At 58.9% G+C, this 24,172-nt stretch carries 25 protein-coding genes; 2 read left to right on the top strand and 23 right to left on the bottom strand.

All coding sequences use genetic code 11. The annotated features are described in order from the left end of the window. Nucleotides 1–230 precede the first annotated feature (230 nt). From asnB to ACEN9N_RS01575, 11 genes are all read right to left on the bottom strand, one after another. Nucleotides 231–2,216, bottom strand: coding sequence for an asparagine synthase (glutamine-hydrolyzing) (gene asnB / locus ACEN9N_RS01625; RefSeq protein ID WP_495655227.1), 1,986 nt, complete (start codon nt 2,214–2,216; stop codon nt 231–233). A gap of 27 nt (nt 2,217–2,243) precedes the next feature. Then, the gene (locus ACEN9N_RS01620; protein WP_495655226.1) at nt 2,244–3,389 is read right to left on the bottom strand and encodes a glycosyltransferase family 4 protein; all 1,146 of its coding nucleotides are present in this window, start codon (nt 3,387–3,389) and stop codon (nt 2,244–2,246) included. Then, a complete protein-coding gene (locus ACEN9N_RS01615; RefSeq protein WP_495655225.1) occupies nt 3,386–4,492 on the bottom strand; it encodes a glycosyltransferase family 4 protein in 1,107 nt (368 codons plus the stop codon). Before ACEN9N_RS01615 ends, ACEN9N_RS01620 begins: the two co-directional genes overlap by 4 nt. Continuing rightward, a complete protein-coding gene (locus ACEN9N_RS01610) occupies nt 4,493–5,722 on the bottom strand; it encodes a hypothetical protein (RefSeq protein WP_495655224.1) in 1,230 nt (409 codons plus the stop codon). Beyond that, nucleotides 5,722–6,639, bottom strand: a complete 918-nt coding sequence (locus ACEN9N_RS01605) for a glycosyltransferase (protein WP_495655223.1) — start codon at nt 6,637–6,639, stop codon at nt 5,722–5,724. Before ACEN9N_RS01605 ends, ACEN9N_RS01610 begins: the two co-directional genes overlap by 1 nt. Continuing rightward, a complete protein-coding gene (locus ACEN9N_RS01600) occupies nt 6,636–8,171 on the bottom strand; it encodes an oligosaccharide flippase family protein (protein ID WP_495655222.1) in 1,536 nt (511 codons plus the stop codon). Before ACEN9N_RS01600 ends, ACEN9N_RS01605 begins: the two co-directional genes overlap by 4 nt. A gap of 10 nt (nt 8,172–8,181) precedes the next feature. Beyond that, nucleotides 8,182–8,751 carry an acyltransferase gene (locus ACEN9N_RS01595; RefSeq protein WP_495655221.1) on the bottom strand — a complete coding sequence of 190 codons (570 nt, stop codon included), beginning with the start codon at nt 8,749–8,751 and terminating at the stop codon, nt 8,182–8,184. A 3-nt stretch (nt 8,752–8,754) separates the two neighbouring features. Then, entirely contained in the window at nt 8,755–9,927 is a 1,173-nt protein-coding gene (locus ACEN9N_RS01590; RefSeq protein WP_495655220.1) for a DegT/DnrJ/EryC1/StrS family aminotransferase, read from the bottom strand. 134 nt (nt 9,928–10,061) lie between these two features. Further along, nucleotides 10,062–11,150, bottom strand: a complete 1,089-nt coding sequence (locus tag ACEN9N_RS01585; protein WP_495655219.1) for an NAD-dependent epimerase/dehydratase family protein — start codon at nt 11,148–11,150, stop codon at nt 10,062–10,064. 14 nt (nt 11,151–11,164) lie between these two features. Next, nucleotides 11,165–12,448 carry a Vi polysaccharide biosynthesis UDP-N-acetylglucosamine C-6 dehydrogenase TviB gene (gene tviB / locus ACEN9N_RS01580; protein WP_495655218.1) on the bottom strand — a complete coding sequence of 428 codons (1,284 nt, stop codon included), beginning with the start codon at nt 12,446–12,448 and terminating at the stop codon, nt 11,165–11,167. Nucleotides 12,449–12,578: 130 nt separating this feature from the next. Then, nucleotides 12,579–13,688, bottom strand: coding sequence for a polysaccharide biosynthesis/export family protein (locus ACEN9N_RS01575; protein ID WP_495656439.1), 1,110 nt, complete (start codon nt 13,686–13,688; stop codon nt 12,579–12,581). 505 nt (nt 13,689–14,193) lie between these two features. Here ACEN9N_RS01575 and mscL point away from each other — a divergent pair. After that, a complete protein-coding gene (gene mscL, locus ACEN9N_RS01570; RefSeq protein ID WP_007835307.1) occupies nt 14,194–14,625 on the top strand; it encodes a large conductance mechanosensitive channel protein MscL in 432 nt (143 codons plus the stop codon). Here the strand turns inward: mscL and pdxA are convergent. From pdxA to ACEN9N_RS01555, 3 genes are all read right to left on the bottom strand, one after another. Further along, nucleotides 14,622–15,662 (bottom strand): 4-hydroxythreonine-4-phosphate dehydrogenase PdxA, encoded by a 1,041-nt coding sequence (pdxA, locus tag ACEN9N_RS01565; RefSeq protein WP_478179519.1) that lies wholly within the window; start codon nt 15,660–15,662, stop codon nt 14,622–14,624. The genes mscL and pdxA overlap by 4 nt on opposite strands. A 64-nt stretch (nt 15,663–15,726) precedes the next feature. Continuing rightward, a complete protein-coding gene (locus tag ACEN9N_RS01560) occupies nt 15,727–16,365 on the bottom strand; it encodes a Nif3-like dinuclear metal center hexameric protein (RefSeq protein WP_495655217.1) in 639 nt (212 codons plus the stop codon). Then, nucleotides 16,362–17,714, bottom strand: coding sequence for an MFS transporter (locus ACEN9N_RS01555; RefSeq protein ID WP_007835302.1), 1,353 nt, complete (start codon nt 17,712–17,714; stop codon nt 16,362–16,364). Before ACEN9N_RS01555 ends, ACEN9N_RS01560 begins: the two co-directional genes overlap by 4 nt. Before the next feature lie 296 nt (nt 17,715–18,010). Between ACEN9N_RS01555 and ACEN9N_RS01550 the strand changes: the two genes are divergently transcribed. Then, entirely contained in the window at nt 18,011–19,177 is a 1,167-nt protein-coding gene (locus ACEN9N_RS01550) for a trypsin-like peptidase domain-containing protein (RefSeq protein WP_007835300.1), read from the top strand. A gap of 22 nt (nt 19,178–19,199) precedes the next feature. Here ACEN9N_RS01550 and tatC read toward each other — a convergent pair whose 3' ends face one another. The 9 genes from tatC to ACEN9N_RS01505 form a co-directional block, all read right to left on the bottom strand. Further along, complete coding sequence (gene tatC, locus ACEN9N_RS01545) at nt 19,200–20,009, bottom strand: twin-arginine translocase subunit TatC (RefSeq protein WP_056586067.1); 810 nt, start codon at nt 20,007–20,009, stop codon at nt 19,200–19,202. A gap of 65 nt (nt 20,010–20,074) precedes the next feature. Beyond that, nucleotides 20,075–20,542, bottom strand: coding sequence for a Sec-independent protein translocase protein TatB (tatB, locus tag ACEN9N_RS01540; RefSeq protein WP_007835284.1), 468 nt, complete (start codon nt 20,540–20,542; stop codon nt 20,075–20,077). 16 nt (nt 20,543–20,558) lie between these two features. Continuing rightward, complete coding sequence (tatA, locus tag ACEN9N_RS01535) at nt 20,559–20,801, bottom strand: Sec-independent protein translocase subunit TatA (RefSeq protein ID WP_007835282.1); 243 nt, start codon at nt 20,799–20,801, stop codon at nt 20,559–20,561. Between the two features lie 65 nt (nt 20,802–20,866). After that, entirely contained in the window at nt 20,867–21,226 is a 360-nt protein-coding gene (locus ACEN9N_RS01530; protein WP_007835279.1) for a histidine triad nucleotide-binding protein, read from the bottom strand. Further along, nucleotides 21,216–21,605, bottom strand: a complete 390-nt coding sequence (locus tag ACEN9N_RS01525) for a DUF4870 family protein (protein WP_007835277.1) — start codon at nt 21,603–21,605, stop codon at nt 21,216–21,218. The genes ACEN9N_RS01530 and ACEN9N_RS01525 overlap by 11 nt, the downstream gene beginning before the upstream one ends. Before the next feature lie 13 nt (nt 21,606–21,618). Beyond that, entirely contained in the window at nt 21,619–22,011 is a 393-nt protein-coding gene (locus tag ACEN9N_RS01520) for a phosphoribosyl-ATP diphosphatase (RefSeq protein WP_413313817.1), read from the bottom strand. After that, nucleotides 22,008–22,397: a phosphoribosyl-AMP cyclohydrolase gene (hisI, locus tag ACEN9N_RS01515; RefSeq protein WP_007835273.1), complete on the bottom strand. Its 390-nt coding sequence runs from the start codon at nt 22,395–22,397 to the stop codon at nt 22,008–22,010. The genes ACEN9N_RS01520 and hisI overlap by 4 nt, the downstream gene beginning before the upstream one ends. A gap of 41 nt (nt 22,398–22,438) precedes the next feature. Continuing rightward, on the bottom strand, nt 22,439–23,224 hold the full coding sequence (gene hisF / locus ACEN9N_RS01510; RefSeq protein WP_007835271.1) for an imidazole glycerol phosphate synthase subunit HisF: 786 nt from the start codon (nt 23,222–23,224) through the stop codon (nt 22,439–22,441). 22 nt (nt 23,225–23,246) lie between these two features. Further along, complete coding sequence (locus ACEN9N_RS01505) at nt 23,247–24,080, bottom strand: D-hexose-6-phosphate mutarotase (RefSeq protein ID WP_495655216.1); 834 nt, start codon at nt 24,078–24,080, stop codon at nt 23,247–23,249. Nucleotides 24,081–24,172: the final 92 nt, after the last annotated feature.

The following is a 24,172-nucleotide window of genomic DNA, read 5'->3' as shown; positions in this document are numbered from 1 at the left end:
CGCTTCGCGATCACATGCTCGATCCTTTTCTGGCGAATGGGCACGGGATTGAAGTAGCCGTCACGTTCCAAGGCTGCCCCGCAGAGTAGATCTTCTTCTGAGGGCTGCAGCGGTCCACGCAGTCGAGTTTCGCTGAGTACATGTATCGGTCCCCCACGCCGGGACGGTAGCGAGTAATGTTCCGAGAAAATTCACAAGCGAATCCGCCTGACTCGCAATCAATAAAAAGGTCATTGCGCCCCGAGCCAAGCTTGAAACATTAACACCGGCCATAGTTGATGGGCCAAGTTGCGTTGCCCACTCAGATGCTCTGCCCACTTTCGCCGAATGGGTTCAGGGTGAAAATAGCCTTGGTCTTTCAGGCGGCGCTCATCCAGCAATTCTTCGGCCCAACTACGCAGTGGACCACGCAACCAGTCATGAAGAGGTATGCCGAAACCCATTTTCGGCCGCTCTATCAGGCTGCGTGGCACGTGGCGGAACAACATTTCGCGCAACGGCCACTTGCCCACACCGTCGCGCACCTTATATGCGAGCGGGAGGCTCCATGCGAATTCGACAACCCTGTGATCCAGCATAGGCACACGGGTTTCCAAGCTCACCCCCATGCCCGCACGGTCTACCTTGCAAAGAATGTCGTCGGGTAAATAGCTCAACAAATCCAGGGCCATCATCTGGTGTACAAAGTTATCCGTCTCTGGCTCACGAACGGGATCCGTCAGCACGGTACGCGGTTCAACTCCACCCTTTACTACGGAGGCCGGATCTGCCCATGAACTCACCAGCGCCCGGTACAAATCCCCCGGCCCGGTCGCCCCCAAAACGCTCGCCCCTTTGTGCAGCTTGTCCCCCATATTGAATCGAGCCAATCTTGCTGGCAATAAACCTTGTATGGGGGTCAACAAACAATTCCATGTTGATGGCGAAAAGCTCGTCAGAGCCGTTGCAGTCATGTTGCGCAACCCCGAAGGCACTTTCGCGACCCTTCTCCAAACTCTATCGGCAAAAGGATAACGGCCATAACCTCCAAACAACTCGTCACCCGCATCGCCACTCAGAGATACCGTGACATGCGCACGTGCCATTTGACTTACCAAAAATGTTGGAATTTGCGAACTATCGGCAAATGGCTCGCAATACAAGCTAGGCAATTTTGGAATTACATCTAGAGCCTGCTGTGGCGACACATACAGCTCGTGATGATCTGTGCCTAAATGACGTGCCACTAGTTTGGCATGCTCGGCCTCGTTATAGCCAGCGTCATTAAATCCGATGGTAAAGGTCTTGACCGGTGAGCCTCCCTGCTCTTTGGAAACAGCCTGCATAAGCGCTACGATGGCGCTCGAGTCAATCCCGCCTGACAAAAATGCGCCGATCGGCACGTCAGCCATCATCTGTTTTCGTACAGAGTCCTTTAGTAAAGACTCCAACTTCTCAACGGCCTGCAGCGGCTCGCCGACAAACGGATGGGCCAAACCGTGGGCTACCGCTGCCTTGCCGCTCCAATATTTCGTGAAGTGAGGTGTGCGCTCTGTTAATGAGAGCGCCATCAGGCAACCAGGCTCAAGCTTGGAAATGCCTTGGTAAATACTAAACGGAGCGGGAATATAGCCATGGCGCATCAACAGCATTAAAGCACCGCGATCTACCTCAGCGGTAAAAGCGGGATGCGCTTTGAGCGCCTTTAATTCAGATCCAAATACAAACGCGGCGCCATCCCCGTGGCCCTGCCAGCCGTAATAGAGCGGCTTTTCACCAAGGCGATCTCGACCAAGGGTCAGAACTCGATCTTCCTTATCCCAGACCGCAAAGGCAAACATGCCGTTGCATTTTTTAATTGTGCCCTCTATTCCCCAAAAGTCAAATCCAGCTAACAATGTTTCTGTATCCGAGTGCCCGCTCCATGTGTTCTTCTGCACAAGCGACGCGCGATTACACGATTCATCCAACTGGGCACGCAAATCCAAATGATTATAAATCTCCCCATTAAACGCAATCACATATCGACCGGCTCCTGACTGCATGGGTTGATGCCCGGCAGGCGACAAATCGACTATAGCCAAGCGCCGGTGCCCCAGGGCAACGCCCTCATCAAAGTCCAACCAACATCCCGAATCATCGGGCCCGCGCCGCGCAATAGAACTAGTCATGCGCTGCAAAACTGGCTCTCCCCACAGGGATAAATTTAATGATAAAAAACCCGAGATCCCACACATCCTTATTATTCCTATTTTTATATTCTATTATTTTCGTGATATTCGGCTCGAAAGCACGTTGGCATATACTCGCTCAAACCGCTCCCGCGCGCGATCCATTGTGAATTCGGCTGATATACGGGAATGCATCTGCGCACCAAGATATTCTCGCTCCGCAAACGAAAGCTGGACCAGCTTTTCCATTCCTCCGGCCAGGGCAACAGAGTCTTGCTTGGGCACCACTACACCATCCGCACCAAGCAAGTAGGCGGCGTCACCCACATCAGTAACCACGCATACTTTGCGCATAGCCATAGCTTCCCCAACGACATTAGGAAAACCTTCGGTACGTGAAGACAAGCAAAATACATTCATGGCGGCCAAACAAACCGCTGCGTCACTACGCTGCCCCAAAAGCACAAAACGATCTTCGTTACCCGTGGCCTTGATCCAATTAACTAACTCGATATTTTTGGTATCAAAGTTGCGACCGACCATTAGAAATTTAACATTCGGGTATTTTGGTGCCAGTATTCCAGCAGCCCGTACAAAGTTGCTCGGATCTTTGACTGCGCTAAAGCGGCCCAACGTACCCACAACAATCGTATCCGCCGTAAAACCACACTCGGACCGAAGAGCGGCCACTTGCGTCGGCGTGGTCTCAAGGAGTGACAGGTCAAATCCGTTGGGCACCACTACCATGCGTTCAGCACGGTAACCCAGTCCGACATGTGCTCGGTACGAAGCTTCAGCGGCGCACACAATGGTATGGGGCACCCAGCGAGATAGCCGGGCACAAAGCCAACGTACCCAGACCGTTGCACGCGAGCCCCCCGCAGAAGCATCGGTGGTGCGAATGCCCCAGATGACGTTCCCAATACCCGCCAGACGGGCTGCCAATCCGCCCAAAAGATCGGCGTGGTACATCCAAGTTTGGACAATGTCGGGTCGTTGCTGCCGCAATAGCCGCATGACACGCCACAACGTTGCTGGAAAATCCAGCGGCGACCGCATATTCATGACCTCAACCGCGACGCCTTCGGCCTGCAGTTTCTTCCCGATTTCTCCCAGACCAGTGAGAGTAACAACTTGGTGCTGCCAAAGTGGATTAGATCGATGAGAGTCAATTAAACGCTTCAGCATTAATTCGGCGCCACCGACCCCCAAACCCACAATTACATGGGTGACCTTCACACCAAGACCCCGACTTGTTCAAACACCGCATCCCAGTGATCAAGAATCACCCTTAATTCGTACCGTGCGAGCACCGAAGCTCTAGCGTGATTGCCCAGTATTTTTCGCAAAACATCGTCGTCCATTAGTCGCTGAATCTCCTGCATCAAAGCAGTTTGATCATTTAGCGGCACCAGTAATGCGTCAATTCCATCGCGAGTAATTTCCCGTGGCCCACTAGGACAATCGTAGACTACACAGGGCAAACCAACGCCCATAGCTTCAAGCAACGCATTAGGGAAACCTTCGTGTCGCGACGTCATAACAAATGCGTCAGCTTCGGCCATGACATCCCACGGAGCTGTTGTCTCGCCCATCAAAATAACCCGCGCCTGCAGATTAAGCTCGGCGATTAAAGAAATCAATTCTGCGCGCGCAGGACCGTCACCGTAAATGTGTAGATCCCAAGCCTCATGACTTTTGGCCAGCATACCAAAAGCCCGAATGCTATGCTCAATCTGCTTTGCGGGGACGAGCCGACCAATACTAAGCAATATCCGACGAGGCGTTCCATTTCCTCTGCGCCAAAATTGCTTCAATTTTTGCGGCAGCGGATTAGGTATGCACGCTACCTTTTTTAGATATGGGTACAAACCGCCTATGCCGCGCATCACACCTTCGGTCTGCACAACAACGGCATCTGAAAATCTATACAAACGGGCGCATGCAAACTCCCAAAACTGTGAAGCTGGCTGGCTGGCAGGATCTCGACGCTCAGATATAACAACAGGCACGCCCGTGAAAGCCGTCGCGATTATTGCGGCAACGTTTACGTTGGGTAGAAATGAAACAACAACGTCCGCCGAATTGAAAATAATGATTTTTCGCAAAGCCAGAAGCCGCCGCCAATATGATATGAGCGACTTCCTGCGCAGCGGTACTAAATCCGCAAGGAATATCACGCTAACCAATGGCGACAAGGGATAAAAGGCGGCCCCGCCTCCCGAAAACGTAGCAATCAACGTCACTTCGTGGCCCCGTCTGACCCACTCATTGCATAACGTAGATGCCACACGTTCAGCGCCCCCTGCGCCCAGCGAACTCGTCATCAAAATAATACGCATCTATTTATTTCTCCGGGACGACGAGTTAGCCGGGGCAAATCGGTTATGCGCAAAATACAGCGCGACAAGCAAGAACATCAAGGAGTACTTAAAAACAAACGGCTCCTTTAACTCGATTGAAAAGAATAAAGCCACTAGCACCAATCTCAGAAATAATGGAAGCCATTTCAAACAAATGGCTAACACGTAGAGATAGGCCCCAAAAAAAATTACGGAAAATGGCAATCCCATCGAATAGTAAGCCTGAACAAATCCAGAATCATGGCCGCTCGGATTGGCCCCTTCTACAACACTATTTAAACCGGTGCCGTGGAACGTCTCCATCGACAACGGCGGAATTTCCTGTTCTCCAAGAGCGCTTATTGTCCCATCATCACCCGTCAAAAACCCAAAGGCCCAGTCATTAAAGTAATCGGAAGAAAACCCAACATCCAATAGACCTATCAATTTATCGAAGAAAAATATCTGGAGAACCCCTCCAAAGGCGAGGGCAAACAGAAAAAAGTGAAAGCGAAAGCGCAATGGCGAATCGAGCACAAAGATTGTCAAGAAAATAATTGACAACAACAATCCAGTCCTCCCAACAACGATGCATGACGCGGCCGACAACATCATCACAAAAAAAACCAAATAAGAAGATCTTCCTTTGATTTTTTCGTACACCTTATTCTCTCGCAATAACAACCATCCCAAAAAAACTCCGAGCGATTGAAGCAAAGACAAAGCCGCGCCACCCGCCCCAGCAAATCCCGGCGCTCTATAGATATATGTCGCATCATAATTTGAACCAGATACAGAAACAGCTTCAAACCAATCGCGATAATCAAAGCTAAAAAACGATATAAAAATCAATATCGCCTGCACACCTATGGCAATCAACACAGCAATAAGCAGTGTTTTTAAATCACCGCAAACGCAAACCACCAAACCAGCTCCCAAAAAAGAATATAGCGCCAAATGAATGAACCGGCTCAACTGGCCAAAATCCCCTACGAGCACGTACTGAATGATCACATACGGGAATGGCAAGAATAAAATCCATATCCTGGATTTAACAATTCTCACAAAATTCGCCCGCTCTTTCAGCGCCCAAAAAAACAAAACCAAAACAGCGAAACGCGCTGTAGTCAAAATCTCAATGGACTTGAAAGAAACGTTATAAATGAGCAAAAATATTAATGCCGAAAGCAACGAAATTTTTAAATATTTATCAAGCTTCCCTAGCATCATCACTTCATCTTTCTAAGCTTTACATAAATACCAAGAAGCCATGGAAAATCTGCGGTCCAGTGAAGTGCTTTATGTTTTAAAGAGGCCAATCGCATCTCATCCTTCTGCAACCTTATTTTCGCCTTATAAGCAGAAGTATCCCCCGACAAATAGGACGAGATCGCAAACGACATTCGCCTTGTTAAACGAGCGGACTCCACAGCCACCGGTGAAACCCCTAGCGACAGGGCGCGATCAAACGCGTGCTCATAACATTTTTCAATCCGCGTTCTATACGCTTCGCTCTTGGATATCCCTTGACCATGAATCCTATAACATCCCAGAGGTCGGCGGTCCAAGTAAATATCGCCTTTGCTAGCGCGCTCAATGTGCAGGTAATAGTCAACAACTTCTATGTTCTCAGGGCGCGAAAACTCAAGATCGCGTCTATACATAACACTGCTGTTAACAAAATACGCTCCAAACTTGAGCAAATCGTATATAGATCCTATCGCCGGATACTTTTCATCATTTCCTAAGATTTTTTCAGAACCCACGACTTTTACGGCATGGACAGCAAAAGAAATACTACTATTTTTTTCTAAGCAATCAACTTGGCTTTGCAATTTTGCGGGGAGCATGCAGTCGTCGCCATCAATATGCGAAACGTACTTCCCCCTGGCTTCGCCATGCACAAATAAAAAATTCTTGAAGGCGCCCATATTTTTTTCATGCAAATATGGTTTTACTACACCTCGATATTTTTTAGCGAACTCTCCGATAATCTCACGCGTCCCATCCGAAGAACAATCATCTGAAACAATCACTTCAAAATCGAAATTTGTTTTCTGATCAACGATACTCTGAAGGCATTCGCGAATATATTTTTCGTGGTTGTATGTGACGACACAAATCGACACCAGCGCCCCCCCGATCATTTCCAGACCTTAATCTCGCGAGACAATTTTGGCATTTTTTTTGATAAAAATCGGCGTACAGGGCGCACCCCCGTTGCACATACAGCCACTAAGCCGGCTCCGTAAATTACCAATAGGATGAATACGTACAAACGGCTTCCCTGCGGTGGTGTTGCGGCATACAGGATACATGTCACAATTAGCCCTGGAATTAAAATCGGAAACAGATCCTGCATTAACCATTTAAAATGCAACCCTTTAACGAATCGTCTGTGTACTAGAGGCACCCACGCAAAAAAGAAAAAAGCGTTTGCCACTAGCCACGCGAAACCCGCTCCAGGCGCACCATACTTCCAAGTAGCCCACACTAGCGATGGAATTAATACCAAGACAAAGATAATGTTGCCTCGTACGTGCAACGTTAGATCGCCTTTGGCAAACTGAAGATAATAGGGAAACCCGACCATTGCTAAAAAACCGTTACCAAGGGCGTAAAGCCGCAGCACTGGCGCGGCTTGAACCGCAACATGACTATTACCGGTCCAACTCCAGAGCAATTGCTCCGCGAAGACCGCGAGCACTAAACAGACTGGTATAGCTATGACAGCTACCAGTTGTGTGGCACTGCGGTATAACCTAGTTAGTCCGACCTCGTCGCCTTCAGCTTGGAGTCGCGCCAAACGGGGCAGTAGAGGAGTACTGATGGGGCCAGTAACCATCATCACGCCGCTCGCCGCTAGAACCGCTAAAGTGAAGTAGCCATAGTCGGCCAGCGGTAGCAGTTTTGACAGCACCAATTTGTCGGTTTGCGTAATCAAAACCCAGACCGATGAACTGAAGGCAATGGTTAGCGAAAACTTGAGCACTGCCTTGATAGGCGTGAACAATGAGGTCCTAGACCAACCAATCTTCTGCCCCTTCGGCAATGCCGGGGATAAATGATGGACCTTCGCCGCTAAACTTCCCAATTCGATCACCGCCACCAGCACTTGATAGGTGAAGAATATTGCGGGTGAAGGCTCTATATATATCAAAACAGGCAACACGCCCACAAACCGCAATGTCGCAATAACGGCGTTAAAGCCGCCCAGCCACACCAACCGTTCCGACCCTGAGATGCAACCGCGATATAGGCCCGACATCCAGCGCAGCGCCACGCCCACGGCCATGAGTTGTAGGGCCAATTGAACTTCTGCCGGGGGCAGAGCTTGTATGTTTAGCCAGCGACTGGCAATCACGCTGGCACACAAAAACATAGTGCCGCCGCCCAATATAGCGATGGTGAGAAAAATAATCTGTAGCGCTCGTACCAGGCGGCGATAGCTCAATGCGTCGGTGGCACCGCCTCTGAACCGGGCGGTTTCTCGAGCAACGGTGGGTGTAAGACCCAAATCTAGCAGGTTGAACCAAGCCTGCAACATAGTAAAAAACCCGACCAATCCATAAGCCTCCGCCCCCATATATTTTAAATAGAGAGGAAACATTACGACACCCACCAGCGTCACGTATACCTGTGTGGCGTAGCTGGCGATGATGTTGCGCTTGAGGGACATTGGTCTATGCCTATTTCGCCTTACTAGCCAAAAATTGCCGTTCTAGTTCCAACAAGTTGCGCTTACGCTCTTTAATTCGTGCGGCGGGCCGACCGGCATAAATTCCAAAAGCTTTGCAGTCCTTCTGCACCAAGCTTAAGGCGCCGACGGCTACCCCTTCTTCTAAAGTGACGCCGGGCAGGATGACGCTGCCGCTTCCTACAATGACATGCCTCCCGAGCAGGACATCTGCATGAGTCACACCGGTGAATTTGCTGGGCACGGTAGGATTGGTTAAGGTCTTGCCAGAATAATCATCATTACTTGAATAAATGGCCACACGAGAAGATATATTGCAAAAATCGGACACTGCAATTGCTCCCGCTCCTATTAGTGAAGAATAGGCTGCAATATGGACGTGATTTCCTATCGAAATCCCCCCTACTCCCGCGGAGATGATGCAGAAGTCGTCGATTCGAATATTGTTTCCTAGCTCAATCCGATTGAGGCCGTAAAAGGATGCTCGATCTGAAATCTGAACGTTTTCTCCAATAGTTAAGAACCCCAGCATTTCGATGGCCTCCCGGCTCAGCATAGCCATGGGTCAGCCACCTTGCACGATATCGATGACACGGTGCTGGTCTTGCTCAGGCAGCGCTGGATAGATTGGCAAGCAAAGTACCTTACGCGCGGCGGCCGTGGCCACAGGCAAGTTTTCTCGATGGGCCGAGGCCATTCCCCGGTACATTGGAAACTCTGAAATCAGCGGATAAAAATATCTACGAGCGTAGATGTTCTGATCCTTGAGTCTTTGGTAAAGAGCATCGCGGCTCAATGGGTAGTTTGATTCCACCAAAATTGGGAAATACGCATGGTTGGCGACCTGTTCTCCAGCGTCTTGTAAACAACGAATCCCTGGCACGTTCTGTAGTGCTTCGCGGTACGTGGTATCGATGCTTTTGCGCTTGGCAAGTGCGGCGTCCACATGCTGCAATTGCAACATGCCGAAGGCCGCATTAATTTCACTCATCTTCCCGTTGATGCCAGGCGCAACCACCGTGGTTTCATCCACGAATCCGAAGTTTTTCAGATGGTCGATGCGCTGCTTGGTTTTGGCGTCCGGGCAAATGATGGCGCCACCTTCAAAGGTGTTGAAGACCTTGGTTGCGTGAAAGCTGAGCACCGATAGGTCGCCATGGCGCAACACACTACCGCCTTGATCCTGAACACCAAACGCATGGGCAGCGTCGTAGATCACCTTGAGGTTGTAGTTGTCGGCAATCTTCTGGATAGCCTCCACGTCGCACGGATGGCCGTAGCAATGCACCGGCATGATCGCTGTCGTTTGCGGCGTGATGGCCGCTTCGATCTTTGTTGGATCGAGGTTCAGCGTGTCCGGATGAACGTCAGCGAACACGGGCTTGATCCCGTTCCACAACAACGAATGTGCGGTCGCGACGAAAGAATACGGCGTAGTGATGACTTCACCGGTCACTCGCAACGCTTGCAGCGCGGTGACCAGCCCCAACGTGCCATTCGAGAAGAGCGCTAGGTGCTTGACGCCTAAGTAGTCGCACAGGGCCTTTTCAAGTTGCTGATGGAACGGGCCGCCGTTGGTGAGAATCTTGTTGTCCCATATCTCCTGCAGATAAGGGATGAACAACTCCAGTGGAGGCAACGCCGGCTGGGTGACATAGATGGGGGATCCCTTATCTGCGGCGCAAGCGTCAATTGCTCCTTGCGTGGGCGGAACGAGCGCGAGAGGTGTCTTTGGCATATGCGTTTCCTTCAATCCGAGGTATTGCGATTGATGGCGCGGGCTGACCTTGAAGCGGGTTGGTCGTCATCGTCGCGAATGCGCGTCAACGCCACACTTACTTCAATTCACGCCTGCACCATGGATCGCTGCAATCACTTTTCCTGAGCCATGTACCAAGGCATGGCTAGTGCTAGCCCTTCGCCGATGCGTTGTGTGGGTGCGTAGCCCAGCAGGCGTTGGGACTTGCCGATGTCGGCCAAACTATGCCGCACGTCTCCGGCGCGGAAGTCTCGATGCACGGGCTGGACTTCTTGAAGGTGAGGGTAGTGCGGCAGCAGTTTGCTGTGCAGGTGGGAGTACAACTCGTTTAGTGTTGTGCGATCTCCCACTGCCACGTTGTAAACATGGTTCACCGCTTCAGGCTCATGCGCAACAGCGGCGAGCAGGTTCGCCTGGACAACATTGGCGATGAAGCAGAAGTCGCGGCTGGTTTCACCGTCGCCGTTGATGTAGACCGGCTCACCCTTCATCAGACTCGCAATCCATTTCGGAATGACCGCGGCGTAGGCGCCATTGGGATCCTGCCGAGGGCCGAACACGTTGAAATAGCGCAGGCCGATAGTGTTGAAGTCGTAGCAACGGGCAAAGACGTCCGCATACAGTTCATTGACGTACTTGGTGACTGCGTAGGGGCTGAGAGGCTTGCCGATGATGTGCTCGACCTTTGGCAGCCCTGGATGGTCTCCATACGTGCTGCTGCTGGCTGCGTACGTGAAACTCTTCACATCAGCGTCGCGCGAAGCCACCAGCATATTCAGGAAGCCACTGATATTCACGCCGTTGGTCGTGATGGGGTCGGCCAGGCTCCGGGGAACGCTGCCAAGTGCGGCTTCGTGAAGAACGTACTCCACAGGCGCGCCGCTTCCACTCGACGAGGCGTTCGCCGCAGGAAAGACCATGGCGCGCTGGCAATCGTCGAGGTTGCGGATATCGCCCTCGATGAAATGAAAATTGGCCCACTGCTCGGGCGTCACCAAGGTTTGAACCTCGGCTAAGTTGCGTTGGTGGCCGGTGGCGAAGTTGTCGAGGCCCACAACGCGCTGGTTGAGCTTGAGCAGGCTCTCAAGCAAGTTGCTGCCGATGAAGCCGGCCACACCGGTGACGAGCCACGTGTGAGACTCGGTGACTAGGCGAGCGCGAAGCTTGTCGTAAGCAGACGGGCTGGGAATGGGTTGGCTCATGGTGTCTGTGCCGCTCACAGTCGTCCATCCGCAGTGCCCAAAGGCAGCAGGCTTTTCACGTCGAACAACACGGCGCCGGGTTGACCCAGCGCCTTGATGCCAGCTTCGCCCAATGTCACGAACTGGTGGTGTCCCACAGCCAGCACGATGGCGGCGTATTGGCCGGGGGCAGGCATTTCGGTCAGACATTGCAGACCGTATTCGTGCTCCGCCTCGGCCACATCGATCCATGGGTCGAACACATCGACCTGCGTGTTGTAGCCCTTCAAGGTGTGCACGATGTCTACCACCTTCGTGTTGCGCACGTCTGGGCAGTTTTCCTTGAAGGTCAGCCCCAACACCAAGACCTTGCTGCCCAGCACGGGCACGTTCTTGCGCAGCATCAGCTTGATGACTTCGTCGGCGACATGGCTCGCCATGTTGTCGTTGATGCGCCGACCGGCCAGGATCACCTCTGGGTGATAGCCGACCTCCACTGCCTTGTGCGTGAGGTAGTACGGATCCACGCCGATGCAATGCCCGCCCACCAGCCCCGGACGAAAGGGCAGAAAGTTCCACTTGGTGCCAGCCGCCTGCAGCACTTCGAGCGTGTCGATGCCGAGCCGGTGAAAGATGAGGCTCAATTCGTTCATCAAAGCGATATTCACGTCGCGTTGCGTGTTCTCGATCACCTTGGCGGCTTCGGCCACCTTGATGCTGCTGGCCTTGTGCGTGCCGGCAGTGATGATCTGGCGGTACATCTGGTCCACGATCTCGGCCACTTCCGGCGTGCTGCCGCTGGTCACCTTCTTGATGCTGGGCAGGCGGTGTTCCTTGTCGCCGGGGTTGATGCGCTCGGGGCTGTAGCCGCAGAAAAAGTCCACGTTGAACTTCTTGCCGCTGAATTTTTCGAGCACGGGCACACACACTTCTTCGGTAGCGCCAGGGTACACCGTGGACTCGAAAACCACGACGGCACCTTGCGGCATCACCTTGCCGACGGTTTCGCTGGCCTTGACGAGCGGCGTCAGGTCGGGCCGATTGGCTGCGTCCACCGGCGTTGGCACGGTGACGATGAAGACGCCGCATTCGCGCAAGTCTTCAATGTGTGCGGTGAAGCGCAGCTGTTCGGCGGCCTTCAATTCTTCAGAGGTTGTCTCGAGCGTGCGGTCGTGCCCGGCTTGCAGGTCTGCAATGCGCGCGGTGTTGATGTCGAAGCCGACCACGGAACGCTTCTTGCCGAACTCCACGGCAAGGGGAAGGCCCACATAACCAAGGCCGATGATTGCAATGGGTTGATTTGGATGTATGGCTTGCATGATGGGAACACTGGAAAAGAACTTCGACAGCGCCCTCTCGATGGAAGCCGTCGCCCTATCGCACCTGAATCGCTGCCTTCAAGGGCCCGATCACTTCTCGCATCTCGTCAGAGAAGGAACAGCCCGGGCTTCAGTTCGCGTGCCTGACGTAGATCTCGCTGGCAGCATTGGCCACCGTCGCCGACGGCAGGATCAAGCTGACCACGCGGTTCCACTTGACCAGCGGCACGGGGTCGATATAGACCACGTCCTGCGACTGCAGCCTGAACTGGCTCGCAATGGCAAGCGCTGCCGGGTTCCGCGCATTGAGGTTGAAGATGGCGGGTGCACCCGTCGCGCCCTGGCGAATGACGTAGATCTGCCCGGCGTTGGCCGAGGAGTTCAACGTGCCCCCGGCTTCGCCCAGCGCTTCGCTCAGGCTGAGGCGGCCGTTGCTGCGCATGGGCAATGCCAGCGGGGCCACGACTTCGCCCATGAGGAAGACCTTGTCGTCTTCCCGGTTGGCCACGCGCACGGTGTCGCCGTTCTTCAGCGGAATGCTGTTGCCGTCGTAGCCGGCTTCGCGCAGCCTGGTCATGTCGATCCGGATCGACTGGCCGTTGCGAATGAGCGTGACCGCCGAGCGGTTGCCCGCGGCCGTAATGCCGCCGGCCCGGTTGATGGCTTCGTTCAGCGTCATCGGCACGTCGGTGAAGATTTGCGAGCCGGGGGTGCGCACTTCGCCTTCTACATACGCACGGCGGCTGCGGAACGACTGAATGCGCACGGTCACTTGCGGGTCACGGATGTGCGGAAGGAGCAGCTTGCCGATCAGGTCGGAGGCATCGCCTTCGCTCAGCCCCGCCACCCGCACGCGGCCGATGTACGGAAAGGCGACCTCTCCGTCGGAATCGACAATGAAGCCGGGGGCCACCTGCACGCCCGTCGGGTCCGCAGCCTGCGAAATGACGGCGCCGGCATTCGGCAGCAGTTCGGGGTGGTCGTAAACGATGACGCCCACCACGTCGCCGGGGCCGATGGTGTAGCGCTCGCTCTTGCCGAACAGCGCATTGACCTCAGGCGGAACGCCCTTCGGGGCCGCCTGCGCCAGCGTGCGCACGAGCGCGAGGGAAATGGGGGTGATCTGGCCTTCGGGCGCCTCGTCGGGAAGATAGCGGAACTGGGATGCCAGTTCGCCCCCTGCCTCGTAGGGCTCCACGTTGCCCATGCCCGGCACGACCGCGCAGCCTTGAAGCACCATCACACATGCCAGTGTCGAAGCCAACTTCAGGACATTTGCATTTCTTCTCAATTCCGATCCCCCAAGGAAATTCCAATTTTTTTAGCGCCAAAATAGCCAGGCGATAAAAACTACGCATGCACTCATTGCGGTGCAATTCTTTTTCACAATTCGTGGTTACCGCAGGCACACTGCTGGGCACTGCCAGGGCGCAGAGTGCCTCGTGGAGGCGCTGAACCGAGAACATGCAACTGCATGTCAATACCGGTCCGCTTGTCGTAGCGGCGGGCGTGATCCTAACAGTGGCACCCCGCTCGGATGAGTCACCACGAGGGCCCTGTTTCCTTTTGTAACTAAAACTACTGAAACTGGGTACACCTAAGCACGCACTTTTCTTTCCGCATCGCGGATGAGGTAAATAGATCAAATGCGCCGAATGCTTCACGCCGGACAGCCGATTCCGGCGCGCTTCCGCGGGCATACTCGACGCTCTTTCAACAGCAGAGCTCCAGCAGCCTTTTGAATCATGAGCATCCTCAGTGAATTCAAGGAATTTGCCGTCAAGGGCAACGTCATCGACCTCGCGGTGGGCGTGATCATCGGCGCCGCGTTCGGCAAGATCGTCGATTCGCTGGTGGGCGACATCATCATGCCGCTGGTGGGCGTGGTGTTCGGCAAGCTCGATTTCTCGAACCTCTATGTGGTGCTGGGCACCGTGCCCCCCGGCGTGGCGAACACACTGGCAGACCTGAAGAAGGCCGGCGTTCCGGTGCTGGCTTATGGCAGCTTCATTACGGTGGCCGTCAACTTCGTGATCCTTGCTTTCATCATCTTCATGATGGTCAAGCAGATCAACAAGCTGCGGAAGACCGAAGAGGCCGCGCCGCCTGCTCCTGCCGCAACGCCAGAAGACATCACCTTGCTGCGCGAAATCCGCGACAGCCTCAAGCGCCCTTAAGCGCCCTTCAGCACGCGGGCCATGCGCAGCGCCTCGACGAGGCTCGACGCATCGGCCAGGCCCGTGCCCGCGATGTCGAACGCGGTGCCGTGGTCGGGGCTGGTCCGCACCAGCGGCAGTCCCAGCGTCACGTTCACGCCCTTCTCCACGCCCAGGTACTTGACGGGGATCAGGCCCTGGTCGTGGTACATCGCAACCACCACGTCGAACTCGCCGCTGGACGGCACGCCCTGCCTGGCGCGCGCACGCATGAAGACAGTGTCGGGCGCATAGGGGCCGCTGGCGTCGATGCCTTCGGCGCGCGCGGCCTCGATGGCCGGCGCGATGATCTCGCGCTCTTCCGAACCGAACAGGCCGCCCTCGCCCGCATGCGGGTTGAGCCCCGCCACGCCGATGCGCGGCACGCGGCCGAGGGCATGCGTCAGCGCGCGGTGGGTGATGCGCAGGGTTTCGAGCACACCGTCGAAATGCACCGCCTCGATGGCGTGGCGCAGCGACATGTGGATGCTGACGAGCACGGTGCGCAGCTCGTCGTTGGCCAGCATCATGCGCACCGGCACGTCGGCCAGGGTGCGGCCCAGGTGGGCGGCGGCCTCGGCCTGCAGCAGTTCGGTATGGCCGGGGTACGGAAAGCCGGCGGCCGACAGCGCTTCCTTGTGCAGCGGCGCGGTCACGATGGCGCCGATTTCGCCGCGCAGTGCGGCCCGCGCAGCCCAGACGACGCATTCGCCGGCCACGCGGCCGGCTTCGGCGCTGATCTGGCCCAGCTCGATTGGCGATGGCGGCGCAATCACCTGCAGCACGGGAATGCAGCCCGGCGGCACCGCCGCGGCTTCGGCGGCGGTTTCGATTTCCAGCACCGGCCATGCCGGCAGCCCAGGTGCTGCGAGCGCCTGCGAGGCCTTGCGCATCGTGCCCACATCGCCGGCAACGAACGCGCCATGCGTTGCATCGGGCGCGTCGCGAAAGGCCTTGGCGATGATCTCGGGGCCGATGCCCGCGGGATCCCCGAGGGTGATGGCGATGGCAGCGCTCATTGGAAAGGCACCTCCGTGCTCCGCACTGCGGTGCAAGCTTGCTTGGGGCGGCCCGGCGCTGCGCTCATGCCGGGTTGTCGATGTCGATGAACTCGTGCTTCAGCCCGAGCTGCGCCGCAACGTGCCCGGCCACGGCTGGCGCGCCGTAACGTTCGGTGGCGTGGTGCCCGCAGGCCAGGAAGGCCACGCCCATCTCGCGTGCGTAGTGGGCCTGGGGCTCCGAGATCTCGCCGGTGATGAAGGCGTCGGCTCCGGCCGCGATGGCGGCTTCGAAGTAGCCCTGCGCGCCGAGAAAACCCAGTTCCTGCTCGCCGAAGCGCCCGGCCGATCCGGCATGGGCCACGAGCCCCAGTTGCAGGCCGAGCTGTGCGTTGTTGCCGAGTTCGGGATGCGCATCGAGCGGCAGGTGATAGGCGAAGAGATTGACGTCGTCACCTAGCAGCAGGCCCAGGCGCTGCTTCATCCAGCCGGTGACGCAGCCGTCCTGGCCGCGCCAGAACAGGCCATGGTGGACGAAGATGGCATCGGCATCGGCGTGGATCGCGGCCTCGATCAGCGCGCGGCTGGCGGTTACGCCCGAAACGATCTTGCGCACCACGGTGCGCCCTTCGACCTGCAGGCCGTTGGGTCCGTAGTCCTTGAAGCGCCCGGGGGCGAGCAGCAGGTCGAATGCGTGAAGCAGTTCGTGGCGGGTGGTGCTCATCGCGCCATTGTCGCGCCGCCCGCGATGGCCGCGCCATCCCGCATGGCATGGCCACGAGCGGCCAGGGGCAACAGCGCCAGCAGGAAGCCCAGCCCGGCCAGCGCCGCCACGTAGTGCGCCGGCGCCATGGTGTCGCGCTGCAGCCAGAGCGTGAGGATCACCGGGGTCAGTCCGCCGAAGACCGCGTACGACATGTTGTAGGCAAACGAAAGGCCGGTGAAGCGCACCGGCGCCGGGAAGGCGCGCACGCCCGCGATCGGCACCGTGGCGATGGTGCCCACGAACAGGCCCACCAGCGCGTAGTGCGCATAGAGCGTCGACGGCGTGCCGGGCAGCCCGCTGTAGAACAGGTAGGCCGTGGCGAACAGGCCGCCCCAGCCGATCAGCATGACGGTGCGCGTGCCGATGCGGTCGCTGGCCCAGCCGGCCAGCATGCAGCCGAGCGTCAGGGTCAGCGTGGCGAGCGCATTGGCTTCGAGCGCCAGCGCGGCGGGAATGTGGTGCACCTTCTGCAGGTAGGTGGGCGTGTACAGCACCACGACCACGATGGCGGCCGACAGCACCCAGGTCAGCAGCGCAACGTACACGCAGGCCAGGCGATGCTCGCGCAGCACGGTGCGCAGCGGCATCTCGCGCGCCACGCTGCGGCGCCCGGCCAGCTCCTTGAACACCGGCGTCTCGTGCAGGAAGCGGCGCAGGTACACCGACACCAGCCCGAACACACCGCCCAGCACAAAGGGAAGGCGCCAGGCGAACTCGCTCACCTGCACCGGCGAATAGTGCCGGTTGATGGCCACCGCAACCAGCGAGCCCAGCAGGATGCCGCCGGTGATGCCCGAGGTCAGCATGCCGATGCCGAAGCCGTAGCGCCTGGCCGGAACGTGCTCGCCCACGAACACCCAGGCGCCGGGCATCTCGCCGCCGATGGCCGCGCCCTGCAGCACGCGCATGGCCAGCAGCAGCAGGGGCGCCGCGACGCCGATGCTCGCGTAGGTCGGCAGCAGGCCGATCACCAGCGTGGGCGCCGCCATCAGGAAGATCGACAGCGTGAACATGCGCTTGCGGCCGAAGATGTCGCCGAAATGCGCGATGACGATGCCGCCCACCGGGCGCGCCAGGTAGCCGGCCGCGAAGATGCCGAAGGTCTGCAGCTGCCGCAGCCAGTCGGGCATGTCGGCCGGGAAGAACAGCGCCCCGAGCACGGTGGCGAAGAACACGTAGATGACGAAGTCGTAGAACTCCAGGGTGCCGCCGAGGGCGGACAGGCCGAGGGTCTTGTAGTCGCTCGAACCGAGCGTGCGTGCCGGTGCCGGCTGCGCGCCGTCCGGGAGGGTTGCTTGTGAAGTCATGGCTGGCAGGAAGGTCGTGACCGCGCGCCAGCCCGCGAAACCAGGTGAGAAAACGGAAAAATGGCGCGCCGACGAAATGCCTGGCCGCTTCCGCCGGGTGGGCAGCGCGGGAGGCCGGGGAAACATGGGCCGGGTGGGACCTGCAAGGCGATGCTACGGGTTAACCCGGATTCACGCAGTGCAGCCAGCTCAATCTCGACCGCGCGGCGCGGTTTCTGTTCCGTGCGGTTGAGGGACAATTGACAACATCGCTGCGCTCCACGGCAGCCTTCCAACGTCTTTTTCACCAATCTTTCATGAAACGCACCTGGCTGCTCTTTGCACAAGCCGTGACTGTCCTGCTCGCGGCCTATTTCGTCGTCGCGACGCTCAAGCCCGAGTGGATCCACAAGCGCGCGACCTCGCTGGGCGGCGTGGTGTCGATCGTCGAGGCGCCCGCGGGCAACCCGAACATCCCGACGGCCGGCAGCCTGAGCGTGCCGGCCAAGAAGGCTTCGCCGGCGGTGGTGAGCATCAACACCAGCAAGGCCGCGCAACGCCATCCGCGCAGCAACGACCCGTGGTTCCGCTTCTTCTTCGGCGACCAGGACGACCAGCCCCAGGTGGGCCTGGGCAGCGGCGTGATCGTGAGCGCCGACGGCTACATCCTCACCAACAACCACGTGGTCGAGGGCGCCGACGAGATCGAGGTAACGCTCAACGACAGCCGCCACGCGCGCGGCAAGGTGATCGGCACCGACCCCGACACCGACCTGGCCGTACTGAAGATCGAGCTCGACAAGCTGCCGGCGATCGTGCTGGGCGACTCCGACGCGCTGCAGGTGGGCGACCAGGTGCTGGCCATCGGCAACCCATTCGGTGTCGGCCAGACCGTGACCAGCGGCATCGTCTCGGCGCTGGGGCGCAACCAGCTCGGCATCAACAACTTTGAGAACTTCATCCAGACCGACGCGGCCATCAACCCTGGCAACTCGGGTGGCGCGCTGATCGACGTCAACGGCAACCTGCAGGGCATCAACACCGCGATCTATTCGCGTTCGGGCGGCAGCATGGGCATCGGCTTTGCCATTCCGGTGTCGATGGCCAAGATCGTGCTCGAAGGGATCGTGAAGGAAGGCCAGGTGCGCCGCGGCTGGATCGGCGTGGAGCCGAACGAACTCTCGCCCGAACTCGCCGAGACCTTCGGCGTGAAGGCGGACACCGGCGTGATCATCACCGGCGTGCTGCAGAACGGCCCGGCTGCCAAGGCCGGCATCCGACCCGGCGATGTGATCACTTCGGTGGGCGAGAAGAAGACGGACAACGTGCAGGCGCTGCTGACCGCGGTGGCCGGCCTGAAGCCCGGCAGCACCGCGAGGTTTGCGCTGCAGCGCGGCAGCGACAAGATGGAACTGGACGTGATGCCGGGCCTGCGGCCGAAGAGCCCGGTGCGGCAGGTACCGAATCAGCAGCAGCCCGAATAACGGGCGGCCGTCAGCCGGCGGGTCAGGACTGCGCCGAATCGGCGCTTTCGTCTTCTTCGGGCTTCCTGGCGGCACTGGCGAAGTACTTGGCACCGATGATGCCCACCTCGTACAGCAGGCACATCGGCACCGCCAGCGCCAGCTGCGACACCACGTCGGGCGGCGTGAGCACCGCGGCCACGACGAACGCGACCACGATGAAGTAGCCGCGGAAGGACTTGAGCTTCTCGATGGTCACCATCTCGAAGCGCACCAGCAGCATCACGACGATCGGCACCTGGAAGGCCACGCCGAAGGCGATGTACAGCGACAGGATGGCCTCGACGTACGATGAAATGTCAGGCGTCGCCTGCACCGCTGCGGGGGCAAAGCGCTGGATGAAGCTGAACATCTTGTCCAGCACGAAGAGCTGCACGAAGGCAATGCCGGCATAGGCCAGCAGGCTGCCGAAGAAGATCAGCGGCAGCGCGAATTTCTTTTCATGGCTGTAGAGCCCGGGCGCGACGAACATCCACGCCTGGTACATGAGCCAGGGCAGCGCCAGCAGCACGGCCGCCATCATCAGCACCTTGAGCGGCACGAAGAACGGGGAGAACACACCGATGGCGATGAGCTTCGCGTCGTGCGGCATGTGCGCCTTGATCGGCATCGCGATCAGGTCGATCAACCCGCCCGGGCCGGGCCAGATGGCCAGCAGGATGCCCGCGACCACGAGGCCATAGACGCAGTAGAGCAGGCGGTCGCGAAGCTCGACCAGGTGCGCCACGAACGGCTGTTCGGTGCCCGCCAGTTCGTCTTCTTTGTCTTTGTTCTTGTTGTCGGAATCGGCCATTGGAAAAGAAGATAGCGTGACGTCGGCCGGCGTGCGGCGCTCGCGGAACGCGGTGGTGGGGGACGCTAGTTGATCTTGTTGATCGTGTGCGGGCGGAAGCGCGCGACACGCGCGGCACCCGACAGCGCCTTGGTGCGCACGCCGTTGCGCGCCTTGTACCACTGCGGCGTGGCGCCCTGCTTCAGTCGCCAGTTCTTGCGGGGATGCTTGTATTCGGGCGGCGACGGCTCGGGTTCGGCCAGCGCCGAGAGGGTTTCGCCCGAACCGCTGAACTGCTTCTCGAATTCGCTCGCGCCGGTGTGGATGCTGTGCTCGACGTCGCGCGCCGCATCCTCGACGGTGGTCTTCATCTTGCGGAGCTCGTCGAGCTCCATCGAGCGGTTGACTTCGGCCTTGACGTCGTTCACGTAGCGCTGCGCCTTGCCGAGCAAGGTGCCGACGGTGCGGGCCACGCGCGGCAGCTTTTCCGGACCGATGACGATCAGCGCCACGACGCCGATCAGCGCCAGCTTCTCAATGCCGAGGTCGAGCACGTGCTGCTGCCCGCGCTCAGGACTTCTGACGCGCTTCGACGTCGATCGTCGACTTGTCGCTGTTGGCCGGCTGGCCAGTCACTTGCTGGGTGGGGGCCGGCGGGGTGGCGGCGTCGGACGAACCGTCCTTCATGCCGTCCTTGAAGCCCTTGACGGCGCCGCCAAGGTCCGAACCCATGTTCCGCAGCTTCTTGGTGCCGAAGATCATGACCACGACGAGCAGCACGATCAGCCAGTGCCAGATGGAAAAAGAACCCATGGAGAACTCCTAAGAATGTGTCCGATTTTAGTCGGGCGGAATGTGACAGTTTGGACTAACGCCACTCAACCGCGAAGCCACGGGCGGGGGCCGCCCATGACATGGACATGGAGATGGTGAACCTCCTGGCCGCCCTCGCTGCCCGTGTTGACGACGACCCGGTAGCCGCCGTCCGGATAGGGCCTGCAGCCCTGCTCCAGCGCCAGCTTGGGCGCCAGGATCATGATCTTGCCCATGAGGGCCGAGTCGTCGGGCGTGAGCTGCGCCATCGAAGCGATGTGCTTCTTGGGCACCAGCATGAAATGCACCGGCGCCCAGGGCGAGATGTCGTGAAAACCGAACAGGTCGTCGTCTTCGTAGACCTTGCGCGAGGGGATCTTGCCTTCAATGATTTTGCAGAAGACGCAGTTCGGGTCAGATGACATCTTTGGGTTCCATGGGACGGCCGTCGTTCATGCGGATCATGCCCTTCACGATCCGGTACAGGAACCACAGCGAGATCAGGCTCCAGGCGATCCAGCCCGGCACGAAGAACAGCAGCCAGAGCCACGAAGTAACGATGTACAGCAGGCCGGCCCACAGCACCGAGCGGATGCGCCAGCTGAAGTGCGATGCCTGCCAGGTGCCGGCCGCGTCGTCGCGCTTGACGAAGTCGATCACCAGCGCAATCAGCAGCAGCAGCACGGAGGCCTGCGCCCCCGGCACGACGGCGCCGATGGCCACGATCAGGTGCAGGATGTAACTGACCCAGCCCCAGGTCTTCAGGGAGTCGTCGGGTTCCACGTTCACGATGTCGTTGGCCATGGTCGATGTCCTTTCAATCGTTGGAGGCTTCGGATTCCCGCGCCTGCACCTTGCGCAGCGCTTTTTCCTCGATGCCGCTGGTGCCCTCGCGGCGCTCGAGTTCCGCGGTGACGTCGGCGGGGGAAAAACCGTAGTGCGCCAGCGCCACCATGGTGTGGAACCAGAGGTCGGCCACTTCGTTCACTATTTTGGAGCGGTCGCCGCCGTGGTCGGCGTCCTTGGCGGCCATCACGACCTCGGTGGCTTCCTCGCCGATCTTCTTGAGGAAGGCGTCGGGGCCCTTGTGCAACAGGCGCGCGACGTAGCTCTTCTCGGGATCGCCTCCGCGCGCGGGCAGGCGGCTTTCGATGACCGAGGCAAGGCGTGCAAGGGCGTCGGAGGTGCTGTGGTTCACTGTGGCCGTCATTTGTAGATCGACTCCGGGTCTTTCAAGACGGGTTCGACCACGGTCCAGCCGCCGTTCTCGTACTTGCTGAAGAAGCAGCTGTGGCGGCCGGTGTGGCAGGCGATGCCGGGCTCGTGGCCGAGCTGGGTGACCTTGAGCAGCACCACGTCGTTGTCGCAGTCGAGGCGGATCTCGTGCACGGTCTGCACGTGGCCCGATTCCTCGCCCTTGAACCAGAGCTTGTTGCGCGAGCGGCTGAAATACACCGCGCGGCCGAGCTCGGCGGTCTTTTCGAGCGCCTCGCGGTTCATCCAGGCGAACATCAGCACGTCGTTGCTGCCTTGCTCCTGCGCGATCACGGGCACCAGGCCGTTCGCATCCCACTTCACTTCATCGAGCCAATTCATCGCGGTATTGTCGGGGATGGGAAAAGACCCTTGAGGCACGTTCAACGGTCGATCCGCACGGGAATGCCCCGCGCGGCCATGCGGGCTTTGGCCTCGCCCACCGTGTGCTCGCCGTAGTGGAAGATGCTGGCCGCCAGCACTGCATCAGCGCCGCCGGTCTGGATGCCGTCGGCCAGGTCGTCGAGGCTGCCGACGCCGCCCGAGGCGATCACCGGCACATTGACGGCATTGCTCACGGCGCGGGTCAGTTCCAGGTCGAAGCCGCTCTTGGTGCCGTCGCGGTCCATGCTGGTGAGCAGGATCTCGCCGGCGCCGCGGCGCGCCATCTCGGCTGCCCATTCGACGGCGTCGAGGCCGGTGTTCTTGCGCCCGCCGTGGCTGTACACGTCCCAGCCCGCCCCACGCGTGGCGGCCTCTTCGGGGCTGCGGCGCTTGGCGTCGATGGCGACCACGATGCACTGCGAGCCGTATTTCTGCGAGGCGTCGTTGATCACCTGCGGATCCGAGATGGCGGCCGAGTTGAAGCTGGTCTTGTCGGCGCCCGCGTTGAGCAGCCGGCGCACGTCGGCCACGGTGCGCACGCCGCCGCCCACGGTCAGCGGAATGAAGACCTGCGAAGCCACGGCCTCGATGATCGGCAGGATCAGATCGCGTCCGTCGCTGGTGGCGGTGATGTCGAGGAAGGTGAGTTCGTCGGCGCCCTGCGCGTTGTAGCGCGCGGCGATCTCGACGGGGTCGCCCGCATCGCGCAGTTCGAGGAAGTTGACGCCCTTGACGACGCGGCCGCCGGTGACGTCGAGGCAGGGAATGATGCGTTTGGCAAGCATGAAAAAATGAACCGGTAGGAGATCAGAGAACGCGGAGCTGTTGCCAGCCCTGCCATTGGGCGCCGGGCGCCAGCAGGACGGGCTCGTCGATGCGGGCCGCCTCGACGCAGAGCATGTGGCGGAAGCCGTCTTCGGGCATGTCGGCGAGTTTCGCTCCGAGCACGGCGCCGGGGTTCCAGACCACGGTTTCGCTGCAGCTCGCGCTTTGTGCGATTTCGAGTGTGCTGCCTGGCTGCACGAGGCGCAGCGGCTTGGCGGGCGCGGCGTAGACGCTGTCGAATTCCGCGTCGAAATGCAGCGCCGCGGCGGTTTCCACATGACGGTCGTCGCGTAGCGAATCCCAGCGGTTGGCGCCCTGCAGGCCTTCGAGGCGCACGTGGGCGATGTCGTCGACGCGCAGATAGGTGTGCAGCGCGGCCGCAAAGGTCCAGGGCGCATGGTCGATGTTGACGAGCGTGAGCGTGGTGCGCAGCCCGCCGGCGGACAGGGTCGCTTCCAGCCGTGCCTCAAAAGCGTGCGGCCAGAGCCTCCGGGTGGCTTCGTTGTCGCGCAGCGTCAACCGCAGCGTCTGCGGCGCCTCGGCGGCCGCTTGCGACCAAGGCAAATTGCGCATGAATCCATGCTTGGGCAGCATGCCGCGCTGGTTGAACTGGGGGCAGCAGATGGGCACGCCGCCGCGAATGGCGGCCTGCCCGTCGAACACCGCGCGCGGACTCAGATAAAGTCGCTCCACCCCGCTGGCCGTGGCCCACGAGAGCACTTGGGCGCCATGCAATGCAACGGTCAGGGTGCTTCCATCGGCGCCCGTGGCGCGGATGGCGGGCTGGCCGCGGAACTCGATCAGGCTGGTTTCCATGCCCGGAATTGTAGGCAGCGACCGCGCGGTGGCACGGAATTGGCATCAAGGGCCCATTGCGTGCACGGGGCCTTCTTGGATACCCTGTGGCC

The organism is Variovorax sp. Varisp46 (genome assembly GCF_059491885.1).
The sequence above is the reverse complement of the archived record's forward strand: the minus strand, read 5'-3'. Positions and strand labels throughout refer to the sequence as shown.

Excerpts from the sequence above, each read along its gene's own strand:
- ACEN9N_RS01605 (WP_495655223.1), bottom strand. The coding sequence starts at position 6,639 with ATGATCGGGGGGGCGCTGGTGTCGATTTGTGTCGTCACATACAACCAC.
- ACEN9N_RS01575 (WP_495656439.1), bottom strand. The coding sequence starts at position 13,688 with ATGGTGCTTCAAGGCTGCGCGGTCGTGCCGGGCATGGGCAACGTGGAG.
- tviB (WP_495655218.1), bottom strand. The coding sequence starts at position 12,448 with ATGCAAGCCATACATCCAAATCAACCCATTGCAATCATCGGCCTTGGT.
- ACEN9N_RS01555 (WP_007835302.1), bottom strand. The coding sequence starts at position 17,714 with ATGACTTCACAAGCAACCCTCCCGGACGGCGCGCAGCCGGCACCGGCA.
- mscL (WP_007835307.1), top strand. The coding sequence starts at position 14,194 with ATGAGCATCCTCAGTGAATTCAAGGAATTTGCCGTCAAGGGCAACGTC.
- ACEN9N_RS01610 (WP_495655224.1), bottom strand. The coding sequence starts at position 5,722 with ATGATGCTAGGGAAGCTTGATAAATATTTAAAAATTTCGTTGCTTTCG.
- ACEN9N_RS01560 (WP_495655217.1), bottom strand. The coding sequence starts at position 16,365 with ATGAGCACCACCCGCCACGAACTGCTTCACGCATTCGACCTGCTGCTC.
- ACEN9N_RS01520 (WP_413313817.1), bottom strand. The coding sequence starts at position 22,011 with ATGACGGCCACAGTGAACCACAGCACCTCCGACGCCCTTGCACGCCTT.
- tatA (WP_007835282.1), bottom strand. The coding sequence starts at position 20,801 with ATGGGTTCTTTTTCCATCTGGCACTGGCTGATCGTGCTGCTCGTCGTG.
- ACEN9N_RS01585 (WP_495655219.1), bottom strand. The coding sequence starts at position 11,150 with ATGAGCCAACCCATTCCCAGCCCGTCTGCTTACGACAAGCTTCGCGCT.
- ACEN9N_RS01550 (WP_007835300.1), top strand. The coding sequence starts at position 18,011 with ATGAAACGCACCTGGCTGCTCTTTGCACAAGCCGTGACTGTCCTGCTC.
- ACEN9N_RS01600 (WP_495655222.1), bottom strand. The coding sequence starts at position 8,171 with ATGTCCCTCAAGCGCAACATCATCGCCAGCTACGCCACACAGGTATAC.
- ACEN9N_RS01505 (WP_495655216.1), bottom strand. The coding sequence starts at position 24,080 with ATGGAAACCAGCCTGATCGAGTTCCGCGGCCAGCCCGCCATCCGCGCC.
- ACEN9N_RS01530 (WP_007835279.1), bottom strand. The coding sequence starts at position 21,226 with ATGTCATCTGACCCGAACTGCGTCTTCTGCAAAATCATTGAAGGCAAG.
- pdxA (WP_478179519.1), bottom strand. The coding sequence starts at position 15,662 with ATGAGCGCTGCCATCGCCATCACCCTCGGGGATCCCGCGGGCATCGGC.
- hisI (WP_007835273.1), bottom strand. The coding sequence starts at position 22,397 with ATGAATTGGCTCGATGAAGTGAAGTGGGATGCGAACGGCCTGGTGCCC.
- ACEN9N_RS01525 (WP_007835277.1), bottom strand. The coding sequence starts at position 21,605 with ATGGCCAACGACATCGTGAACGTGGAACCCGACGACTCCCTGAAGACC.
- ACEN9N_RS01595 (WP_495655221.1), bottom strand. The coding sequence starts at position 8,751 with ATGGCTATGCTGAGCCGGGAGGCCATCGAAATGCTGGGGTTCTTAACT.
- tatC (WP_056586067.1), bottom strand. The coding sequence starts at position 20,009 with ATGGCCGATTCCGACAACAAGAACAAAGACAAAGAAGACGAACTGGCG.
- ACEN9N_RS01615 (WP_495655225.1), bottom strand. The coding sequence starts at position 4,492 with ATGCGTATTATTTTGATGACGAGTTCGCTGGGCGCAGGGGGCGCTGAA.
- ACEN9N_RS01590 (WP_495655220.1), bottom strand. The coding sequence starts at position 9,927 with ATGCCAAAGACACCTCTCGCGCTCGTTCCGCCCACGCAAGGAGCAATT.
- hisF (WP_007835271.1), bottom strand. The coding sequence starts at position 23,224 with ATGCTTGCCAAACGCATCATTCCCTGCCTCGACGTCACCGGCGGCCGC.
- asnB (WP_495655227.1), bottom strand. The coding sequence starts at position 2,216 with ATGTGTGGGATCTCGGGTTTTTTATCATTAAATTTATCCCTGTGGGGA.